This window comes from Halosimplex aquaticum (genome assembly GCF_028747785.1).
In the GTDB taxonomy this organism is placed as follows: Archaea; Halobacteriota; Halobacteria; order Halobacteriales; family Haloarculaceae; genus Halosimplex; species Halosimplex aquaticum.
The window spans coordinates 598915-619118 of record NZ_CP118158.1; the positions used below are offsets into that span (position 1 = coordinate 598915).

At 67.7% G+C, this 20204-nt stretch carries 22 protein-coding genes and 1 tRNA gene; 6 read left to right on the forward strand and 17 right to left on the reverse strand.

All coding sequences use genetic code 11. The features are described 5' to 3' along the window. Positions 1–137 precede the first annotated feature (137 nt). From PSC72_RS02905 to PSC72_RS02950, 10 genes are all read right to left on the reverse strand, one after another. Positions 138–1763: a DUF7845 domain-containing protein gene (locus tag PSC72_RS02905; protein WP_274324397.1), complete on the reverse strand. Its 1626-nt coding sequence runs from the start codon at positions 1761–1763 to the stop codon at positions 138–140. Between the two features lie 5 nt (positions 1764–1768). Then, positions 1769–1912 carry a hypothetical protein gene (locus tag PSC72_RS02910; protein ID WP_274324398.1) on the reverse strand — a complete coding sequence of 48 codons (144 nt, stop codon included), beginning with the start codon at positions 1910–1912 and terminating at the stop codon, positions 1769–1771. Next, the gene (locus PSC72_RS02915) at positions 1909–2778 is read right to left on the reverse strand and encodes a deazapurine DNA modification protein DpdA family protein (protein WP_274324399.1); all 870 of its coding nucleotides are present in this window, start codon (positions 2776–2778) and stop codon (positions 1909–1911) included. Before PSC72_RS02915 ends, PSC72_RS02910 begins: the two co-directional genes overlap by 4 nt. Then, positions 2775–2975 carry a sigma factor-like helix-turn-helix DNA-binding protein gene (locus PSC72_RS02920; RefSeq protein WP_274324084.1) on the reverse strand — a complete coding sequence of 67 codons (201 nt, stop codon included), beginning with the start codon at positions 2973–2975 and terminating at the stop codon, positions 2775–2777. The genes PSC72_RS02915 and PSC72_RS02920 overlap by 4 nt, the downstream gene beginning before the upstream one ends. After that, on the reverse strand, positions 2972–3205 hold the full coding sequence (locus PSC72_RS02925; protein WP_274324400.1) for a hypothetical protein: 234 nt from the start codon (positions 3203–3205) through the stop codon (positions 2972–2974). Before PSC72_RS02925 ends, PSC72_RS02920 begins: the two co-directional genes overlap by 4 nt. A 177-nt stretch (positions 3206–3382) precedes the next feature. Next, positions 3383–3454: transfer RNA gene (locus PSC72_RS02930), tRNA-Ala, on the reverse strand. Between the two features lie 124 nt (positions 3455–3578). Continuing rightward, positions 3579–3887, reverse strand: coding sequence for a 30S ribosomal protein S10 (rpsJ, locus tag PSC72_RS02935; RefSeq protein ID WP_006885248.1), 309 nt, complete (start codon positions 3885–3887; stop codon positions 3579–3581). Between the two features lie 3 nt (positions 3888–3890). Then, positions 3891–5162, reverse strand: a complete 1272-nt coding sequence (tuf, locus tag PSC72_RS02940; protein WP_274324401.1) for a translation elongation factor EF-1 subunit alpha — start codon at positions 5160–5162, stop codon at positions 3891–3893. 261 nt (positions 5163–5423) lie between these two features. Then, a complete protein-coding gene (locus PSC72_RS02945) occupies positions 5424–6380 on the reverse strand; it encodes a homoserine dehydrogenase (protein ID WP_274324402.1) in 957 nt (318 codons plus the stop codon). After that, positions 6377–6910, reverse strand: a complete 534-nt coding sequence (locus PSC72_RS02950; protein WP_274324403.1) for an amino acid-binding protein — start codon at positions 6908–6910, stop codon at positions 6377–6379. The genes PSC72_RS02945 and PSC72_RS02950 overlap by 4 nt, the downstream gene beginning before the upstream one ends. Before the next feature lie 172 nt (positions 6911–7082). Between PSC72_RS02950 and PSC72_RS02955 the strand changes: the two genes are divergently transcribed. The 4 genes from PSC72_RS02955 to PSC72_RS02970 all read left to right on the forward strand — a co-directional run bounded on the left by PSC72_RS02955 (position 7083) and on the right by PSC72_RS02970 (position 11610). Continuing rightward, complete coding sequence (locus PSC72_RS02955) at positions 7083–8330, forward strand: hypothetical protein (protein WP_274324404.1); 1248 nt, start codon at positions 7083–7085, stop codon at positions 8328–8330. Positions 8331–8355: 25 nt separating this feature from the next. Beyond that, a complete protein-coding gene (locus PSC72_RS02960) occupies positions 8356–9429 on the forward strand; it encodes an ABC transporter permease (RefSeq protein WP_274324405.1) in 1074 nt (357 codons plus the stop codon). Then, positions 9422–10090, forward strand: a complete 669-nt coding sequence (locus PSC72_RS02965; RefSeq protein WP_274324406.1) for an ATP-binding cassette domain-containing protein — start codon at positions 9422–9424, stop codon at positions 10088–10090. The genes PSC72_RS02960 and PSC72_RS02965 overlap by 8 nt, the downstream gene beginning before the upstream one ends. Positions 10091–10530: 440 nt before the next feature. After that, positions 10531–11610 (forward strand): potassium channel family protein, encoded by a 1080-nt coding sequence (locus PSC72_RS02970; protein WP_274324407.1) that lies wholly within the window; start codon positions 10531–10533, stop codon positions 11608–11610. Positions 11611–11765: 155 nt separating this feature from the next. On the opposite strand, the gene PSC72_RS02975 is transcribed toward PSC72_RS02970, so the two are convergent. Continuing rightward, positions 11766–13955 (reverse strand): elongation factor EF-2, encoded by a 2190-nt coding sequence (locus PSC72_RS02975; RefSeq protein ID WP_274324408.1) that lies wholly within the window; start codon positions 13953–13955, stop codon positions 11766–11768. 245 nt (positions 13956–14200) lie between these two features. Here PSC72_RS02975 and PSC72_RS02980 point away from each other — a divergent pair, with 245 nt between their 5' ends. Beyond that, complete coding sequence (locus PSC72_RS02980; protein WP_274324409.1) at positions 14201–15001, forward strand: DUF5781 family protein; 801 nt, start codon at positions 14201–14203, stop codon at positions 14999–15001. Between the two features lie 21 nt (positions 15002–15022). Here the strand turns inward: PSC72_RS02980 and PSC72_RS02985 are convergent, their stop codons facing one another. From PSC72_RS02985 to PSC72_RS03000, 4 genes are read right to left on the reverse strand one after another with little or no spacing between them, the layout of a single operon-like run. After that, positions 15023–16471, reverse strand: coding sequence for a PQQ-dependent sugar dehydrogenase (locus PSC72_RS02985; protein ID WP_274324410.1), 1449 nt, complete (start codon positions 16469–16471; stop codon positions 15023–15025). Positions 16472–16483: 12 nt separating this feature from the next. Continuing rightward, positions 16484–17221, reverse strand: coding sequence for an energy-coupling factor transporter transmembrane component T family protein (locus tag PSC72_RS02990; RefSeq protein WP_274324411.1), 738 nt, complete (start codon positions 17219–17221; stop codon positions 16484–16486). After that, complete coding sequence (locus PSC72_RS02995) at positions 17215–17919, reverse strand: energy-coupling factor ABC transporter ATP-binding protein (RefSeq protein ID WP_274324412.1); 705 nt, start codon at positions 17917–17919, stop codon at positions 17215–17217. Before PSC72_RS02995 ends, PSC72_RS02990 begins: the two co-directional genes overlap by 7 nt. Beyond that, complete coding sequence (locus PSC72_RS03000) at positions 17916–18497, reverse strand: biotin transporter BioY (RefSeq protein WP_274324413.1); 582 nt, start codon at positions 18495–18497, stop codon at positions 17916–17918. Before PSC72_RS03000 ends, PSC72_RS02995 begins: the two co-directional genes overlap by 4 nt. Before the next feature lie 113 nt (positions 18498–18610). Between PSC72_RS03000 and PSC72_RS03005 the strand changes: the two genes are divergently transcribed. Continuing rightward, complete coding sequence (locus tag PSC72_RS03005) at positions 18611–19429, forward strand: aldo/keto reductase (protein WP_274324414.1); 819 nt, start codon at positions 18611–18613, stop codon at positions 19427–19429. 138 nt (positions 19430–19567) lie between these two features. Here the strand turns inward: PSC72_RS03005 and PSC72_RS03010 are convergent, their stop codons facing one another. After that, entirely contained in the window at positions 19568–19888 is a 321-nt protein-coding gene (locus tag PSC72_RS03010) for a hypothetical protein (protein ID WP_274324415.1), read from the reverse strand. A gap of 98 nt (positions 19889–19986) precedes the next feature. Beyond that, the gene (locus PSC72_RS03015) at positions 19987–20172 is read right to left on the reverse strand and encodes a hypothetical protein (RefSeq protein WP_274324416.1); all 186 of its coding nucleotides are present in this window, start codon (positions 20170–20172) and stop codon (positions 19987–19989) included. Between the last annotated feature and the right edge of the window lie 32 nt (positions 20173–20204).

Consider the following 20204-nt stretch of genomic DNA (forward strand, 5'->3'; position numbering starts at 1 on the left):
CGACGCCCAGTTGGCGCTTGCCGGCCTCGACGAGGACAATCGAGGTTGCGGAATCACCGCTGTGGGACACAAGTTCAGTTGGATAGTACCCGGAAAACAGGGACGAACGACAGTGATGCCTCTACTCAGGCGGGCTGCTACCCGGTGTTCAGGAACCGCCAGGCGTCGCTGATCGAGCCGTCACCGAACCGAACTTGCGCCTCGCGGTATCGCTGCTCGGGCATCCCCGCGTCCTTCCAGACGCGGAACCCCTCTCGAATCGACTCGCCCACGTTGCTCGCGACCGTCCCCTTGAACCGGAGCGTCATCCTGGCCTCGCGAGCGTCGTCTACGTCGACACCGTGGCGAGCAGCCCACGCGATGAACGCGCTCATCGTCTCGTTCAGCCCACGCTCAGCGGCTTCCATCGCCTTCGCCGTCGCGTCCACCGCGCGTTCTAGACTGTCGCGCGCCTCGTCGACAGCGGCGTGAACCATCTCGGCGACGTATTCCGAACGCAACGATACCGACGCATACTCTCGCTCTACGAGATCGTCCATCTCCCGGAGCGCCCGCCGGACAGATTCAACGTGCCGGCCGTGAGTGTCCGCGATATCCACCGGAGCTATCTGCCCGCCGTCTGTCACCAGCGTCTCCATCGCTTCCCATTGCACGGGCGAGAGGCCGTCTGCGAGGTGGCGCACGACCACGCTCTCCTGGGACTGTTCGACCCGCGTTAGGTCAAGTCCGATGGGGTCGGGCCCGCTCTGGTCGACAGCCGGTTCGAAGTAGGCATCGGCGACGAACGGCCCATGCCCATCGCTCGGCGCGATGTCGAGGCCGGCGTCGGCCAGCACCGACAGCACGGTCTGGTCTAACTCTCGCCGGAGCCTATCGAGGTCGCGCCAGCGGACGCTTTCGTCGCGGTCGAGTAGCGACACCTGGAGGGACGCGCCGATCTTCGGATGCGCGAGCGGGTGGTCGTCTGGGACGGATACCGCCTCGCGGGCGTAGTAGTGTTTCACCTCTTTCGGCAGGGCGTGGTCGGGAAACGCCTCTCGCACGCGGCCGGCATCGAGCGTCGCGGTGTGATAGTATCCGGGTAGGTTCCGGCCATGTTCGTCGTCGTCGTTCTGGACGACCTTGCGGTAGCCTGAACGGTCGCTCTCCAAGAGGTGACCCATCGCCGCCAGCGGGCCGTCGCGGGCGTGCACGGGACCGCTGGCGTCGCTGTGGACGCGCGCATATCGCTCGGCGTCCTGAATATTCGAGTAGGGGTGTGGGTCCTCGAAGTACCGCGTTGCGATACCGAGCACGCCGGCCGCTCGCCGGAGTAGCTTCGGGTAGCGCTCGAACGCGATGTTCGACCCTTTCACCCGGACGTTGATCCCCTCGCCGAATCCGTCGGGGACGGGAATCTCGACGCGCGTTCCGTCGCCCTTCTCGCCTTTCATCCCCGGCCAGCGGGGTGCGACGTGGGCCGTGAAATCCTGCTCGCCGACTGAATCTTCGGACGGATGGCGCATCACCTTGATACGGTACTCGCGGATCGTCTCGATGCGGAAGCCCGTCCCCTGTGGGGTCTGACTGCCGGGGTGAACGATGTTGCTCTCTTGGTAGGACAGCCGGGCGACCCACTGTTCACCGTCGGCGTGGAACTCCTCTCGACGGGAGCCACCGGCCTGTTTGACGACGCTATCGAGCCCGAAGAACGGCGCGAGGCCGTTATCATTAAACAACAGGTTTGCGTTGAACTCGTGTGGGGCGAGTCGGATTGTTTGCACTTCCCTCACCCCTCGTAGTGGGACTCAGCGACGGCGCGCTGGACCCGCGCCTCGCTTTCTGCGACCGGTTGCTGACCGCTCCAGTCCCAGCGGACGCGCTCGCCCGCCTCCACGTCGTACAGTCGCGAGGCGCGGACGAACTCGGTCACGCGAACCCCTCCAGCGAGGACTGACTGCGATCACGATTCTCCCGCGACCGGAACTCCGCACCACCAACCGCGTCGTCCCAGGCGGCGCGGTGGTCCAGGTAGAGCTTGAAGATGTACTCCCAGCGGGACCACCCCGCAGGGCGCTGGTAGCGGTAACAGTACGCCAGCGAGTCCGTCGAAGCTATCTCCTCGATGATGAACTCGCTGTCGTAACACCGCTTGTCCAGCCCGAATGCGTGCAGTTCTACGTCGGGGAGAACCTCGCGGACGGCAGCGACGATCTCCTCACAGGCTTCTGTATCGTCGCGCCCGCACATCGTCCCGATACCGAGTCTCTCCGTCGCCAGCCCGTGGTCGCGGAGTTGCTGGGCGTGTCGCCGGTAGTCTGCCGGCTCCCAGCCCTGAACGACGGCGACCGGCTCGGCGGTGATTCCCAGGTCGTCGTGGAGGTTCGCACACTCGATATGACGCTCCAGCGTTCGCTGTTGCTGGTCTTCGACGCTCCAGTCATGGAACTCTCGTACGTCATCCTCGCAGACGTAATCACGCCACGCGTAGCGCGCAGGCTGTATCTGCCCGATGTCGTACAGGTATGACTCGGTTGATTCGGGGTACTCCGCCAGCCCCTGGCCGCCGTTCTCGGGCGGAGCGAACATCGAGTAGGCGCCGGGGTCGATGAACAGGTCGTAGTCGCGCCACCGCGAGTCCCGCCCGTTCAGCATGGTCTGATAGTTAACCATGATCCGCGACGGCCGCGGGCCCTCCAGCCATCGCTGGGCGCGGGCCAGCATCTTCCGCGACGACCCGCTGGCCGCTCCAGCCCAGAACTCATGCGAGGTACGCGCCCGATCTCGACCGTCGGTCACGCGCTCTCACCTCCGTCGAGACGGCGGCGAGCCCGGCGGAGTAGATTGCCCACGGTACCTGCCGACCGGCCGGTCTTGCGGGCGTACTCCCGCATCCCGTAGCCGTCCTGTTCGACCGCTTCGTACACTTCCCGCTGAGCGTCCGACAGCGCCGACAGGTCCTCCTCGTACTCGAAGAGGGACGACTGGTACCTCACCACCACTCACTCCCGAAACACTCCGGATTCCCGCACAGGCTGTAGTGGGGGTACGCCGCGACGGGAACGTCCGTGAACTCGGCGTCGTCTCGGTACTCCGCTTCGACGCACGCCGGCTGGGGCTCGCCCGTCTCCGGGTCAGGCCGATGCAGGGTGTCGGCGTACTGCGACCGGTTCCGCACGGCCGTCTCGATATCGGCACGCCGGTCCGCGCTTGCCGGCTGGCTCACGCGCGACCACCTCGCGCTTCCTTCGCGAAAATCGCAGGACGTGACCGGGTGGATTCCTCCGCCGAATCAATTCGATTTGAGACGGCGAAATTTTCGCTACCCGTGCGCGAGAAAGTTCCCGAGAGAACCGCAATACCGGCGACTAACCGGATAGTTCGCGGGAAAGAAACGGTGTAGTGGACTCGCGGGGATTTGAACCCCGGGCCTCTTCCTTGCGAAGGAAGCGATCTACCGCTGATCTACGAGCCCGCGTATATCACTCGCAGCGCAGAGGGGATAAGTCCTGCGCGTGAGAGCGGCTTTGGGAATCAGTCACACGCTGTCGCCGTCGGGCGACCGAGCGACTGTGGCGACGCGCGTCGCCGACCCCTCTCTAGTCCTCGAGGACGATCTCGATGGAGACGTCGTTCGGGACCTGGATGCGCATCAGCTGGCGCAGCGCGCGTTCGTCGGCGTCGATGTCGATGAGACGCTTGTGGACGCGCATCTCCCAGTGCTCCCACGTCGCGGTCCCCTCACCGTCGGGGGACTTGCGAGTGGGGACCTCGAGCGTCTTGGTCGGGAGCGGGATGGGCCCCGACAGCTCGACGCCGGTCTTGTTGGCGATGTCGTTGACCTCGCCGCAGATCGAGTCGAGGTCTTCGGGACTGGTGCCGGCCAGCCTGACGCGTGCTTGCTGCATGAGTTAGTCGCGCTCGTTGACGGACATGACCTGACCCGCTGCGATGGTCTGGCCCATGTCGCGGATGGCGAAGCTCCCCAGCTCGGGGATCTCGTTAGCGGACTCGATGCTGAGCGGCTTCTGCGGGCGGATGGTGACGACCGCTGCGTCGCCGTTCTGGATGAAGTCCGGGTTCTCCTCTTCGGCCTCGCCCGTGGCGGGGTCGATCTTCTGGTCGATGGACTCGATGGTACACGCGACCTGCGCCGTGTGGGCGTGGAAGACCGGCGTGTAACCAGCCGTGATGACCGACGGGTGCTGCATCACGACGATGCGGGCCTGGAAGGTCTCGGCGACCGACGGCGGGTCGTCGGCGGGGCCACAGACGTCACCGCGGCGGATGTCGTCCTGACCGATGCCGCGGACGTTGAACCCGACGTTGTCACCGGGGCCGGCCTGGGGCACCTCTTCGTGGTGCATCTCGATGGTCTTGACCTCGCCACCGACGTCAGACGGCTGGAAGCTCACGTTGTCGCCCGTGTTGAGCATCCCGGTCTCGACGCGTCCGACGGGGACGGTACCGATGCCGGAGATGGTGTAGACGTCCTGGATCGGGAGTCGGAGCGGCGCGTCCGTCGGCGGCTCCGGCTCGGGCAGCGCGTTGAGCGCTTCGAGCAGGATCTCGCCGTCGTACCAGCCCGTGTTCTCGGACTCCTCGGCGATGTTGTCGCCCTCGAAGGCCGAGACGGGGATGAACTTCGCGTTCTCCGTGTCGAAGCGGACCTGGTTGAGCAGGTCGGTGACTTCCTCGACGGCTTCCTGGTAGCGGCCTTCCTCGTAGTCGACGAGGTCCATCTTGTTGATGGCGACGATCATCTCGCCGATGCCCAGCGTGCGGGCCAGGAAGACGTGCTCCTGGGTCTGCGGCTGGACGCCGTCGTCGGCGGCGACCACGAGCACGGCGTTGTCCGCCTGGGACGCGCCCGTGATCATGTTCTTGACGAAGTCGCGGTGGCCCGGACAGTCGACGATGGTGAAGAAGTACTCGTCGGTGTCGAACTCCTGGTGGGCGATGTCGATGGTGACACCGCGTTCGCGCTCCTCGGCGAGGTTGTCCATGACGTAGGCGAACTCGAAGCCGCCCTTGCCCTTCTCCTCGGCCTCTTCTTTGTGCTGTTCGATCACGTGTTCGGGGACGCTGCCCGTCTCGTAGAGCAGTCGCCCGACGAGTGTGCTCTTCCCGTGGTCAACGTGGCCGATGATGGCCAAGTTCTGGTGCGGTTTGTCTTCGCTCATTGTTGTATCTCACGCGCAGAGGCGCTATGTGGGAATCTTTTGGCGGTTGGTGTTAAAACCATTTCGATAGCGACTCCACGCCATCCCGCCGCCGTCTTGCGATTTGCCAACCGCTCTCACGGATCGCCGGGCGGTCGGCCGGCGGCCGGTGGGTGGCGACCGGGACCGACTCACTGCAACCGATCACAGGCTGGTGAACTGGAAACGAGCGACTGGGAAGCGAGCGGCGGGAAGCGGAAGATCACTCCGCAGAAACGCAGTTCAGTCGCCGTCGAGCCGGCCGACGTCGGCCAGCACCGCGGACGCGGTCTCGGGTCCGCCCGCACCGCGGCCAGAGACGTTGAGGCGGCCGGCGTGTTCGGTCTCGAACTGGACGATGTTGTTCGTACCCGTGACGGCGAGGGTGCCGTTCGCAGGGACGAGGCGCGGGCCGACGCGTACCTCGCCCGTCGCCGTGACTTCACCGATCAGGCGCACCGTCCGGCCGTCCTCGGTCGCGAGGTCGAGCGCGCTGCCGGGGATGTCCTCGATCCCCTCGACGTCGGCGTCGTCCAGCGTGTACTCGCGGCCGTTCCCGTGGAGGACGTTCGCCAGGATGACGAACTTCAGCGCGGCGTCGGTGCCGTCGACGTCGAAGGTCGGGTCCGCTTCGGCGACGCCCAGGTCCTGGGCCTCCGCGAGGACGTGCTCGTAGTCGAGTCCCTCGGCGGCCATCCGCGTGAGGATGAAGTTGGCCGTCCCGTTGAGGACGCCTCGGACGGTGGTGATGTGGCTCGCGTCGAAGTCGGCGATCGTCGAGAGGACCGGTATCGCCCCGCCGACGGTCGCCTCGAAGAGGACGCGCCCGTCGCTCTCGCGTTCGAGTTCGCGCACGTCGCCGTAGCGCTCGGCGACCGGTCCCTTGTTCGCCAGCACGACGTGGCGGTCGCGTTCGAGCGCGGTCCGGACGTGGCCGAAGCCGGGCTGGGCGTCGCCCAGCGTGGTCGGGGTCGCCTCGACGAGGACGTCGTACTCCCCGTCGAGGGCGTCACCGGGCGACGCGCTTCCGACGACGCCATCGGTCCGCTTCGACTCCAGCGCGCCCGCGACGTCGATGCCCCCGGCGTCGACGGCGGCCGAGGAGGAGTCGGCGAGCGCGGTCACGGTGTGACCGTAGTCCGCGGCGAGTTCAGCGACCGAGGTGCCCACGGCGCCGGCGCCAAGGATCGCGAGTCTCACGCGGCATCACCTGCCGTGAGCGGTTCGATCAGGCGAAGCCCCTTCCGGTCGGCGATGTCCCGCAGCGTCGCGAGCGTCGAGTCGGTCTCGCCCTCCTCGGTGGCCAGCCGCAGTCGCGCGCTCGACACGTCGTCCGTGCCTTCCGGCGCCGACAGCGAGAGGTCGGTGACGGTCGCATCGGTCGACTGCTGGATGCGCGAGAGGGTGTCCGAGAGGTCGGTGTCGACGATGTGGCCCGAGACGACGATCGTCAGCGACTCGCTGTAATGTTGAGTCCCGGCCTGGATGACGTTGATGCCGGCGTCGCGCAGCGCGTCGACGATCTCTTCGAAGCGCTCGGGGGTCGCTTCGAGGTCGACCTCGACGGGGATGTGTCCGCGCGGTGTGAGGTTCCCCCGCTCGTGGAAGATAGACAGCAGATTGCCGCCGTTGTCGGCGATCGGGTGGAGCGCCCGGAGGAGTTCGCCCGGTTCGTCGACGAGTTCGAGTCTGACTGTGTACGCGCGTACCTCGTCGGTCGAGTCACTCATCGCCCGATCACCTCCCTGGTGCGCTCGCGTGCGCTCATTACGGATGACTCACAGGGGGCGGCTATATCAATCCGGCCATTCCGAGCGTCGACCCTGCCCGAACCCGCCGACGCTACTCCCATGGCGAGAAACCGATACCTATTACTGACATGTTTCTGTAGCTGTAGACGGAATGCCCTCCATATCGACAGGAGTCTTGGGTAGTACAGCGGCCAAGGTGGCCGTCGCCGTCGCGTTTCTCGCGATCGGCGGCGTCGCCGCGGCACAGATGGGCGTCCTCAACGGCGTCGTCGGTCAGGACGACACCGCCGCGATCGACCAGGTTCCCGACGGTGTCGACAGCGTGGCCACGCTCGACGCGAGCGTCCTCGAAGACGACGTGAGCGCGCGGCTCTACGCGACGGCGTACAACGCGACCGTCGGTGCGACCGTCGGCGGGAGCGCGTCCGAGACGACCGAGACGACCCCGACGACCGAGACTGCGACGCCCTCGGAAGACGAGGACGAGACCGACGGGTTCGACGAGGAGCCGCGGACGGCGACCTCGCCGGCCGAGATGATTCCGGCCAACCTGTCGGCCGCTCTCGACAAGACCGAGAACGAGACGGGCCTCGACCCGCGCGCGGCCGAAGAGGTTGCCTTCTTCAACAAGCAGCGTGAGAACTACACGCAACCCCGCTACGCGGGCGCCATCGTCCACGCCGACTGGACGGAGAGCGCCGTCGTGGCGGCCGCGTCCAACAGCAGCGACACGGAGTACGTGAACACGACCATCGACGGCGTGACGGTCTACAAGCCCGTCCAGAACCAGACCGAAGAGGACGAGGTCAGCTTCGGGCCGCCCGAGCCCGAGGAGTGGATCGCCGTGCTCGACGACGGCCAGTACGCCTTCGGGACCCAGCAGGCCGTCAACGACACCATCGAGGTCTACGCCGGCGACGCTAACCCGGTGGACGGCGACCTCCGGACCGCCTACGACGAGACGCGCAACGGCTACATCCGGTACGCCCAGCGCTCCCAGAACGTCAACGTCACGCGGATCAACCAGACGATGGGTCAGCAGACCGGGCTGAACGTCACCGCGTACGCGCAGGCGTACAACGACCTGCACGTCACCGCCGGTTCGTACTACATCTCCGAGGACAAGCTCGGCTTCGAGTCGCGAATTCTGACGAACTCGACCGAGACCGCCCGCGACGTCGCGGACATCACGCAGGGATTCATCTCGATCCAGGCCGGAGCCATCCAGAACGAGACGCTGGAGACGCAGCTGCGGTCGACGAACGTGACCCAGGACGGGACGACCGTGACGGTGTCGCGCGAGACGCCCGTCGACACGGCGGCCAAGCTCATCCGCTGGTACGGGTCGATCCTCACCGGCGGCCAGACCGGTAGCGCGGCCGCACAACCCACCGTATAAGGACTCCCGTCTCACGTCCTTTTGTATGGCAGTCGGACCGCTCGCCGAGAAGGAACTGCACTGGGTGCGACGGAACTGGCGAGCGGTCGCGCTGGTCTTTCTACTCGTCCCCGCTTCGTTCGGACTCGCGACCGCCTCGTTCGACCGCACGGTCCCCCGCGACGTGCCGGTCGCCGTCGCCCCGGCGAGCGACGCAGTCACCGGCGACGAGCTCCAGGCGGTCGCCGGCCTCACGCGGTCGGTGGCCGCCCCGCGTCAGTTCGACTCGCCGGCCGCGGCGCGGACGGCGCTCCGTCGAGAAGCGGTCTACGGCGTCGTCACGGTCGGTCACGGCCTCTACGAACCCGGTGCGAACGTGACGCTCTCGTTCGCGATCGACGGCGGGATGGTAACGTACGTTCAGCCGTCCCGCGCGGTCGCGGCCACGCTGGACGACAGGGCGTCGGTGTTCCCGTCGACCGTGACCGTCGAGCGGCGATTCGTCGGTCCCGAGCGCACGCTCCCGGAGTTCCTCTTCGCCACCGGGCTGGTCTACCTGCTCGCGATCTACGCGTTCACCTACGTCCCGTACCACCTCGCCCGCGAACGGCGGGTGTTCGACCGCGTCCGCGTCGAATCGTCGCTGTGGGCCATGCTCGCCGCGAAGGCCGCGCTGTTCGGCGTTCTCGGCGCGGTCGCTATCGGGTGCATGGGTCTGGTCGGCGCGGCGCTCGGCTACCGGGTGGCCGTCACCGACCCCGCGGCGCTCGGCGTCCTCGCAGTCACCGGCGCCTCGCTCGTGGCGGTGAGCCTCGGGGTCTCCTTTCTCACCCGGTTCTCGGTGGCCGGTCGGTTCGTCAACGTCGCGCTCCTGGGCGGCCTCGTCGCCTTCGCCAACCCGGTGTATCCGACCGGCTTCTTCTCGGCGACGAGGCGCGCGCTCGCGGGCTGGGTGCCCGTCTACCACGCGACCGTCGCGGTCCGCGCGTTCGCGCTGAAGGACCTCTCGCCGGGGCTGTTCACCGACCGGTTGCTCCTGGTCGGCGGCGTCGCCGCGGCGTCGCTGTGCTGGCTCGCGGCCAGCGTCGTCGTCTTCGAGCGGAGGGGTCGAAATGGGTGATTCCGGCCCGGAGATACGCCTCGACGGCGTGACCAGACGCTACGACGGCGTCACGGCGCTAGACGGAATCAACATCCGGATCCGCGCCGGCGACCTCCACGCGCTCGCCGGCCCCAACGGGTCCGGCAAGTCGACGCTGTTCGCGCTCGTGCTCGGGCTCGACCGGCCGACCGCGGGACGTATCCACCGTCCGGACGGGCGGATCGGCTGCGGCTTCCAGACGCCGAGCGTCTATCCCGGCCTGAGCGTCGACGAGAACCTCGGGATATTCGCCGCGATGGGCGACGCCGGCGACGAGTGGCTCGCGACGGTCCGCTCGGCCCTCGGGCTCGACCCCGTCCGCGACCGCGTCGCCGGCGACCTCTCCGGCGGCTACCAGCGACTGCTCGACGTCGCGCTGGCGTTCGTCCGGCGCCCGCGGTTCGTGCTGCTCGACGAGCCGCTCGACGAACTCGACGACGCGGCCCGCGAGCGAGTGATCGGCTTCGTCGCTGACTACTGCGAGGGCGACCGCACGGTGCTGGTCTCGACGCACCACCTCGACGCGTTCGGCCCGTCGCTCGACCGACTCACCGTCCTCGCCGATGGCCAGGTCGCGTTCGACGAGCGCGTCGACGAGCGGGACGACCACCGGGAGCTGTATCGAGAACTGGTGGCGTGACGGCTCCGGGGCACTAATACGCCCGCACAACCCTTATTCGTCAGAATCCCCGTTTCCGAGACAGGGGGACGCTCTCGAAACTCAAGCGACTGCTCGGTCTCGCGCAGAAACACGACGACCGGATCGCCGAGGAGGTCAGCAAGCGAACGAACAAAGTCGACGAGAGCGACGTGAAGAAGGGGATCGACGCCGCGTCGTCGAAAGTGGACGAGAAGAAGTAACGCCGGCCAGCCGTCGCCGCGGCGTCGATTCTGGAGCGGCTGGCGGACTGCTTCTCGGGAGAGACCGTCGCCCCTTCGCCGTTCGCCGCCAGCACGCACCCCGCGGAATACGACGATCGATATCCGTCCGATGATCCGGAACCACTCGCGCTCACGGTCGATCCCGGTGGTATCGCGACGAAATCGTCTCGCGGCCCTCGGTCCGCCCGAGTGGGCCCGTTGGGGCGGACGAACGGGCCGTGTTCGCCAGAACAGGCCGCGGAAATCGGCCACCGCTCACAGCGACTGGTGGGCGCCGTGAACGTCGCGTACCTCGGACTCGGGGTCGTTCTCCTGACACTCGCCGTGACCGACCTCCTCTGGACGACGCTGTGGGTCGACGGCGGCGCGGGACCGCTGACGTCGTCGCTGATGGCGGCGACGTGGTCGGCGCTCAAGAGCGTCGGGAAGCAACACTCGCGTCTCCTCAGTCTCTCCGGGCCGCTGGTGCTCTCGCTGACGCTGCTGACGTGGGTCGGCTTGCTCTGGAGCGGGTGGGTCCTCGTCTTCAGTGCTGGTGCGAACGCACTCGACTACACCCTCGGTCCAGAGCCGGTCAACTGGGTCGGACGGATGTACTTCGTCGCCTACACCATGTTCACGATGGGGAACGGCGACTTCTCGCCGACCGGCGGCGTCTGGCGCATCGCGACGTCGCTGACGACTGGGAGCGGGATGGTGTTGGTGACACTCAGCGTCACGTACCTCATCAACGTCCTCCGGGCCGTCGTCCAGAAGCGGTCGTTCGCGAGCAGCGTCCACGGCGTCGGGACCCGGAGCGAATCGTTCGTCGTCACCGGCTGGAACGGGGACGACTTCGACGAACACAATCTCTCGCTGGAGACCCTGGCGTCGCAACTGAGCAGGATCGCCTCGCAGCACAACGCCTATCCGATCCTCCACTACTACCGGAGCGCCGAGCGGCGATACGCCCTACCGATAGCGGTCGCTGTCTTCGACGACGCGATGAGCCTCTTCCGGTTCGGCGTCACGCCGGAGGACCGCCCGAGCGAACCCCTCGTCGAGAGGGGCCGTTCGAGCGTCGAAGACTACCTGAAGTCAGTGTACACGCTCCCGATCGAGCCCGCCGACCAGCCGCCGCCGGCGCCGGATCTGACCCGGCTCCGCGAGGCGGGGGTGCCGACGGTCCCCGACGAGGAGTTCGCGGACGCGCTCGGAGACGAGTCGGACCGCCGCCGGAGGACGCTCGGCGTCGTCGACTCGCAAGCGTGGCAGTGGTCGTCGAACAGGGACTCGTAGGACAGGCGTTCCTTCCGCTGACGGACCGTTATCAGCGGCCCTCACGGTGATCGCGGCACGTCGACAGCGGCGGGAATACTCCGGCTCGACCGCGCGGTCCGAACCGTCCGCAGGCGGACGAGGTCTCCCCGCGAAAAAGACGGAAAACCGGGCGGTTAGAAGTAGTCGATCGCTTCGTGCAGCTCCTGCTTCATGCCCTTGCGCTCGCGGATCTCCATGATGGTCTCGCGCTGGAGGTTGTCGGCCATGACCTGGAAGCCGGCGTTCTCGGTGTTCCAGGAGGCGCGGCCCTCGGTGGCGCTACGGATGTCCGAGGAGAAGCCGATCATCTCGTCGACGGGCGCGACGCCCTCGACGACCATGAGGTCGCCTTCCTGGTACATGTCGTCGACGCGGCCGCGGCGACCCTGGATCTCGCCGGACGCGGCGCCCATGTGGTCGTTCGGCACGTCGATGCGGACTTCCTGAATCGGCTCCAGCAGACGGACCTCGGCGTCGATGAGGGCGTTGTGGATGGCCTGGCGGGTGGCCGGGATGACCTGCGCCGGGCCGCGGTGGATGGCGTCCTCGTGGAGGCGCGCGTCGTGGAGACGGATGAGCGAACCCTGGACGGGTTCCGCGGCGAGCGGGCCGTCGTTGAGGGCCTCCTCCATCCCTTCGAGGACGAGCTCCATCGTCTCGTTGAGGTGCTGGATACCCTTCGTGTCGTCGATGATGATGTTCGTGTTGTGGATGTGCTCGACGTTCTGGGAGGTGTCCTTGTCCATGCCGGCTTCCTGGAGCGCCTCGCGGCGTTCCAGCTCGGGCATGTCCATGGAGGCCTCGCCGTGCTGGATGGCGTCGACGATCTCCTCGTCGAGCGGCGTCACGGTGATGTAGAAGCGGTTGTGACGGTTCGGGGAGATACCCTCGACCTCCCGGGAGTCGGTCTGGGGCGCCTCGCGGAAGACGACGATCGGTTCGCCGGTGTTGATCGGGATGCCCTGGTTGCGCTCGATGCGCTGGCCGATGACCTCCAAGTGGAGCTCACCCTGGCCGGAGATGAGGTGCTCGCCGGTGTCCTCGTTGATCTCGATCTGGATGGTCGGGTCCTCCTTGGCGACCTGCTGGAGCGTCTCGATCAGCTTCGGCAGGTCGTCCATGTTCTGGGCCTCGACGGACTTCGTGATGACCGGCTCGGAGATGTGCTCGATGGACTCGAACGGCGTCATCTCGACGCTGGAGACGGTCGAACCGGCGATGGCGTCCTTGAGGCCGGTGACGGCCGCGATGTTCCCGGCGGGGACGCGCTCGACCTCCTCGCGCTCGCCGCCCATGTAGATGCCGACCGACTGGACGCGGTTCTTCCCGGCGGTCCCAGAGACGTACAGCTCCTGGCCCTTCTCGATGGTCCCCGAGAAGACGCGGCCCGCGGCGATCTCGCCGGCGTGGGGGTCGATCCCGATGTCGGTGACCATCAGGACGACTTCGCCATCTTCGTCGACGAGCTGCATCGTCTCGGCGACGTCGGACTCGGAGTCGCCGCGCCAGATGCGCGGGATACGACGGGGCTGGGCGTCGATGGGGTTCGGGAAGTGCTCACAGACCATGTCGAGGACGACGTCCGACAGGGGCGTCCGCTCGTGGAGCTCCTGTCGCTTGTCGGCTCGCTCGAGGTCGATGATCTCGCCGAAGTCCATGCCGGTGCGCTGCATCGAGGGCATCGAGACGCCCCACTTGTACAGCGCGGAACCGAAGCCGACGGTGCCTTCCTCGACGGAGACCGTCCAGTCCTCGTCGATGTCGTCCATCTCCTCGGTCATCGCGCGGATGAGCTCGTTCACGTCGCGGATGACGGCGAGGAGTCGCTCCTGCATCTCCTCGGGGCCCTCCTGGAGCTCGGAGATGAGGCGGTCGACCTTGTTGATGAACAGGGTCGGCTTGACGCCCTCGCGGAGCGCCTGGCGCAGGACGGTCTCGGTCTGGGGCATCGCGCCCTCGACGGCGTCGACGACCACGAGCGCGCCGTCGACGGCGCGCATCGCGCGGGTCACGTCCCCACCGAAGTCGACGTGGCCCGGCGTGTCGATGAGGTTGATGAGGTGGTTCTGCCCCTCGTACTCGTGGGTCATCGAGACGTTCGCGGCGTCGATGGTGATACCGCGTTCCTGCTCGTCCTCCTCGGTGTCCATCGCGAGCTGTTCGCCCGCGGTCTCGTCGGAGATCATGCCCGCACCGGCGAGCAGGTTGTCAGTCAGCGTGGTCTTGCCGTGGTCGACGTGAGCCGCGATGGCGATGTTCCGGATGTGCTCCGGCTCGTCCATCAGTGTCTCACATTCCTGTACGATCTTTTTGCGTCGGCCCATTATACGGCCTCCTATCAATGGGGGCGTCAAAAGGGTGCTGTTTCCAGCCGGGTACGACAGGGCGGAGCATGCAATCCGAAGGTTGTCGCAAGCGAACGAAATGACGGTGTTTTCACCGGAACGCGACGGAGTGGGCTACCCCGGTGGCGCTCCGTCGATACGGTCGACGCCGGGCCCGGCTCACTCCGTTCGTGGTAGCTACCCCCGCAAGAGTAATACTCCCGTATCCCTTGCAAAATAAGCGTATGGACGTGCGAGTGCGCGGTCCCGGCCCGGAAGAACCGATTCTCGGGGCGCGCGATCTCTTCGAGACCGAACGAACGCTGAAGCGACCGGTCACGGTCGAGATCCGGGAGGACCCGGACGAGCGGACGCGTGTGAGCCACGACGACGAGAGCCACCTCTTTATCATCTCGCGGCAGGCGGCGACGAGCGCGATGGCGCGCGAACTCGCGCTCCACGAGTTCGCTCACATGCACCACTACGAGCGCGACCACCCCTCTCACACGCAGTCGATGGAGGAAGTCATCTTCCTCGCGCTGGCCGGGCGCTCCGTCGAGCGCCGCAAACTCACCCACTGCTACCAGATCGCGAATCACATGAAGGACATCTACGCGGACGACGTCTGGCTGGAGGTCGCGCCGGCGGACAAGCTCGTTGCCTTCCTCGAATCCAGCCTCGCGGCCGCGGTGGCCGACAGGCCGCGGGCGCCGCCGGTCTGGGGCAGTACCGCTGCGGCGTCGCCGCGCTACGGCGGGCCGAAGGATCCCGCCGCGCGGCTCACGCCGGCCGCCGACCCCGAGATCACGGCCGTCAACGCCGCGTTCGCGCTCGGACTCGTCGAGCGCCACGACCTCGTCGACGACGGCCACCGGATATACGACCTCGCACACGCGGCCGCACACGACGCGCCCGAGGTGGAGATGGCGGAGTTCACCCGGCGCTTCCGGACGCTCGCGCGGGACCCGGACGACAGCGAGTACCGGAAGGCGCTCGTGGACGTGACCAGGGCCTACGCGACCGGCGGCGAGCAGGCCGCGGACTGACCGGGGAGAACGAACGGCGCGCTATTTCTGCGTGAGGCGGACGAGTACGTCGTCGCGCTCGGTCGGGAACTTGCCGCTCGCGCGGCCGTCCCGGTTTGAGGTGATGACGTAGACGTCTCCGTCGGGCGACTGCTCGACGTGGCGGATGCGACCGAGTTCGTCCTGCATCGTCGTGTGGACCGTCGCGACGTAGGCGTCGTCCGACCAGTCGGCCGTCGCCTGCGCGACGGCGTCGTCGGCCGGCGGGAGTTCGCCCCCCTGTGGCGTCAGCGTCGTGATGACGAGTTGCTGACTGATGAGCCCGCCCGTGATCATCCGGTTCTGGAGCGCCGGAACCTTCTCGCCGGTGTAGAACAGCGACCCCGTCGGGGCGAAGCTGTTGGCGCCCGTGTTGAAAAGCGGCTTGTGGACGTCGCTGTCGAGGTACTGCTCGCGGTTGCGGACGCGCTCGCCCTTCTCGGCCCAGCCGTAGTTCGCGCCGGCTTCCAGCCTGTTGATCTCGTCGCGGCCGGTCGGGCCGTGCTCAGAGGCGACCGGCGTGCCGTCGGGGAGCCAGACGATCCCCTGGGGATTCCGATGGCCGTAGGTGAACACCCGCGGGTCGGCCCCGTCGCCGAGGTCGGGGTTGTCCGGCGCGGGCTCTCCCCGCGGAGTCACGCGGAGGATCTTGCCCGCGAGGGTGCCGGTGTCCTGGACGATGCCGGGCTGGCCGCCGTCGCCGCAGGTGATCCAGAGGTAGTTGCGCGGGCCGAAGGTGATCCGGCCCCCGTTGTGGTAGTTGTCGGCCGGGATCTCGTCGACGATGGTGTCGACGGGCGTCCCCGGCTCCTCGGAGTCCACGTCGAAGACGCTCACCTTGTTGTACTTCTCGTCGTCGTCGTTCGTGTAGGTGTAGTAGACGTAGATCCGCGGGGGGTCGGGGTACGTCGGGTGGACCGCGATCCCGAGGGTCCCGCCCTCGCCGCCCTTGACCCACCAGGGTCGTTCGTCCGACCCGGGCTCGATCGAGCCGGCGTCGATGGCGTCGGTCGGTTCGGCGACGGTCCGGACCTCGTCGCCGTCGAGGCGGAGGACGCGACCGACCCGCTCGGTGAGGAACATGTCGCCGTCGGGGCTGAAAGCGATGTCCCAGGGGACTTCGAGGTTCTCGACGAGGACCTCGGCCCCGAGCGAGGCGTCGAGCGGCGAACTCGTCGGCGCCTCCCACTCGGGGTCGTAGTCCGACCACTCCTTGATGGGACGGCCGACGACCGATGCAGCCGTCGCCGTTCCGTCGCTCGTCGTTCCGTCGCCCGTCGGCCCGTCGCTCGTTCCGCCGTCACCGGCCGTCCCGTCACCGTTGCCGCCGGGCGTCGCGGTCTCGGTCGAACAGCCGGCCAGACCGGCGACGCCGGCGGCGGTCGCCGCGAGGAACCGGCGACGTGACCGGAGGGGAGCGGTCGCGTCGCGGTCCGTCGAGTCCTGTTGCATATCCAATTCCTACTACCCGATCGGAATGAATCTTCCGGGAACGAGAGTGAAAAGCGGAGCACAGGCCAGAGCGAGTCCGAGCGCCGCAACCAGGTAATCGCGCGTCCGGAACCGCAGCGCCGGGAGCGTCGGGTTCCAGGCGAAACAGCGAGCCCGGAGCGCCAGAGTCAACCGGTCGGCTCGCAACTGCGACCGCTGGAGACCGCGCGCGAGGACGCGACTGACTCGGTCTCTGAGCGGCCGCCGTTCGCCCGCACGGGCTCGCACCGCTGCCCGGACGGTCCGCAGGTCGCCGAGTACGACCGGAAAAAACCGGAAGACGAGCCCGACGCCGACGCCGAAGAGCCGGCCGATCCGACCGGGGAGGAGTCGCTGGATCGCCGCCCGCGTCTCCCGGACCGGCGTGGTCCGCACGTAGACGGCGCTGACGAAGACGACCGGGACGACGCGGGCGACGGCCCGAGCCGACTCCAGCGCCGGACCGACGCGGAACCACGGATCACCGAGTGCCAGCCCGCCCAGTACCGGCCCGACCGCGAGGAAGAGAAACACCACCCGGTACGCCCGGAGCACCCGGACCGGCGAGAGCCGCCCCGCCGCGAGCGCGGCGAGCGCGACGGCCCCGCCGACGGCGAACCCGCGCGCCGTCGGGTGGGAGAACACCGCTATCGCGATCCCGAACTGGACCGCTAGCTTCGCCCGCGGATCGAGCCCGTGGGCGAGCGAGTCGCCCGGTTCGTACGTCAGCATCGCGGATCGCGGACGCCGACGCTGTCGAGTCGGTCGAGCGCGCTCGCGGGGTCGTCGTCCAGGACGACGCGGCCGTCGGCGAGGCCGACGATCCTGTCGACGCGTTCGGCCAGGTCTCGCAGGTCGTGCGTCACGACGACGAGTCCGGTGCCGTCCGTCGCGAGCGAGTCGAGTTGCGCCAGCACCGACTCGCGGGCGGCGCTGTCGAGGCCGACGAGCGGTTCGTCCATGACGAGGTGGTCCGGGTCCATCGCGAGGACGCCGGCGATCGCGACTCTGGCTTGCTCCCCGCCGGAGAGGCGGTCGATCCGTTCGTCGCCGCGGCCGGCCATGTCGACTGCGGCGAGCGCGTCCGCGACGCGCCGGTCGATCGCCTCGCGGTCGAGGCCGAGATTCTCCGGACCGAAGGCCACGTCAGCGCCGACGGTCGCCGAGACGAACTGGTCGCGGGGGTGCTGGAAGACCATCCCGACGCTCGTCCGGGCGTACACCGTGTGCTCGGTCACGTCGCGGCCGTCGACCGCCACGCTCCCCTCGTCGGGTTCGAGCAGGGCGTTGAAGTGCCTGACCAGGGTGGTCTTGCCGCTCCCGTTCGCGCCGACGACCGCGACCGCCTCGCCGTCGTCGATAGTCAGTGACACCCCGTCGACCGCCGCGGCCTCGCCGTAGCGGTGGACGAGCGACTCGGTCTCGATCATTCCCGGATCGCGAGGTGGCCGCCCTCGACGACGCCGACGGCGATCAGCGCCTTCAGGATATCCGGCGGGAGGTACGGCGCCATCGCGACGGCGGCGGTCCGGACCGAGACGCCCAGCACTTCGGCCATCCACGGGACGCCGACCGCGTAGACGACGACCAGCCCGGCGAACACTCCCAGTAGCTGGACGGGGACGGAGATCGCCGACACCGGGCGCGGCCTCACCCGGCGGTGCGTTATCGCGCCGGTGACGACCGCGCCGAGGACGAACCCCACGAGGAAGCCCCCCGAGTTCCCGCCGAAGTGACCGATACCCGCCGCGCCGTTCGCGAACACGGGCGCGCCCGCGGCGCCGGCGGCGAGGTACAGCGCCATCGCGAACCCGCCCCAGAGCGGCCCGAGCAGCAGACCCGCGAAAAAGGACCCGAACGGCTGCAACGAGAACGGGATGCTCGTGCTCGGGATCGGGATCGACAGCTGGGCGAGCGCGGCCGTCAACGCCGCCAGGACCGCGGCGCCCGCGAGATTTCGCACGGTGTCGTCCGCGACGAGGTCGACCGACTCGTACTCCTGTGCCATACCCGCCAGTCTTCCGTCAACCGCCATATAAACTCTGGTTTACCACACCCGGCGGGACGACCCTCGCGAGCCCGGACACGTGGATTTACCACCCGGGCGTCCGCAGGCGGTCTATGGAGTACGTCTCCGTCCAGGACGCCGAGGTCCCCGCCCTCGGGCTCGGGACGTGGCAACTCACCGGCGAGGAGTGTTACGAAGCTGTCTCGACGGCGCTCGAACTGGGATACCGGCACGTCGACACCGCACAGTTGTACGAGAACGAGACGGAGGTCGGTCGAGCTATCGCCGACTCCGACGTCGACCGCGACGACGTCTGGATCACCACGAAGGTCACGCCGGGCAACGCCCGCGCCGACGACGTGGTCCAGAGCACTCGGGAGAGTCTCGACCGCCTCGGCACGGGCTACGTCGACCTCCTCTTGCTCCACTGGCCGAACCCGCTGGTCTCCTTCCGGGACACCGCCCGCGGCATGGCCGAACTGCGCGACGACGGCCTGATCCGCCACGCCGGCGTCAGCAACTTCCGCCGGTGGCGCCTCCGGCGCGCCCGCGAGAAATCGCCCATCCCGCTGCTCGCCGACCAGGTTCGCCTCCACCCCTTCTACACACAGCAGGCACTCCGCGAGGACGCCGTCGAGTCGGACAGCATGGTGACCGCCTACAGCCCGCTGGCCCACGGCGGGATCATGGACGACAGAGTGCTCACCGAAATCGGCCGCCGCTACGACAAGACGGCCGCGCAGGTCGCCCTCCGGTGGGTGACCGGCCTCGAAAACGTCTCGACGGTCCCCAAGTCGACGAGCCGCGACCACCTCCGCCAGAACCTCGAAGCGCTCGAGTTCGAACTCACCGCGGCCGAGCGCGAGGCCATCGCCCGCCCCTCCTACGCGAAATCCGCGAAGCTGTTCCTCCGCAACGAGATGGGGATCTGAGCGACTAATATGCTGACCGAGCAATCGAACGGGAGACGCGCTATCGCGGGGGGGAACTCGCGAGCGAAGACCCGTCACCGCTCTCGCTGACGGTGAAGGAGCGACCGTAGAGTTACCTGGCCGCCGACAGAGAGCCGATCACGACACTGCGACACCGACCGGGTACGTCTCGTTCTCGTACCTGACTGCCCGTGCATCGATCCAGACGGTCTCGTTCACGGCTTTCGGAATCGAAGTGTACCCCCGATCCGACCGGACCGCTCGCTCGAACACGCGTCGCTGGTCGGGAGAAAGCGACTGGAAGGTGATCGTCTCGTTTGCAGGAACGTCGTCCACTGGCTCGTCCACGTGGAGCCAGCTGCCGTTCGGGCTCTCGTGAAAGTCGACGATTGCGAGGCCGACGAGCGGCGCGGCAACCAGTAACACAGCCCCCAGAACGATCCAGTGGCGCCTCGCCATACGAATCCCACCTCCGAGACCGACAAGTGTCTTCTGGGTGGGATTTTTCAGCGAGCTCCGCGAGCGAAGGACTCCGACATCGTCACACTACCACCGAATCAGTCGCGCTCGGACTCCAGTTCGTCGACGCGCTCGCGCAACTCTTCCAGTTCGTCGGCTCGGTCGCGACCCCTGACGCGATTCGCGAACGCGATCGCACCGATGACGAGGGGAACTGTGAGGACTGTCCAGAAAAACAGGATGACCAGCAGTTCCGGAGTACCGCCGGCCTGCAGGGGGACCATACCGGTCCCTTCACGAGCCAGTCAGTTGTCCT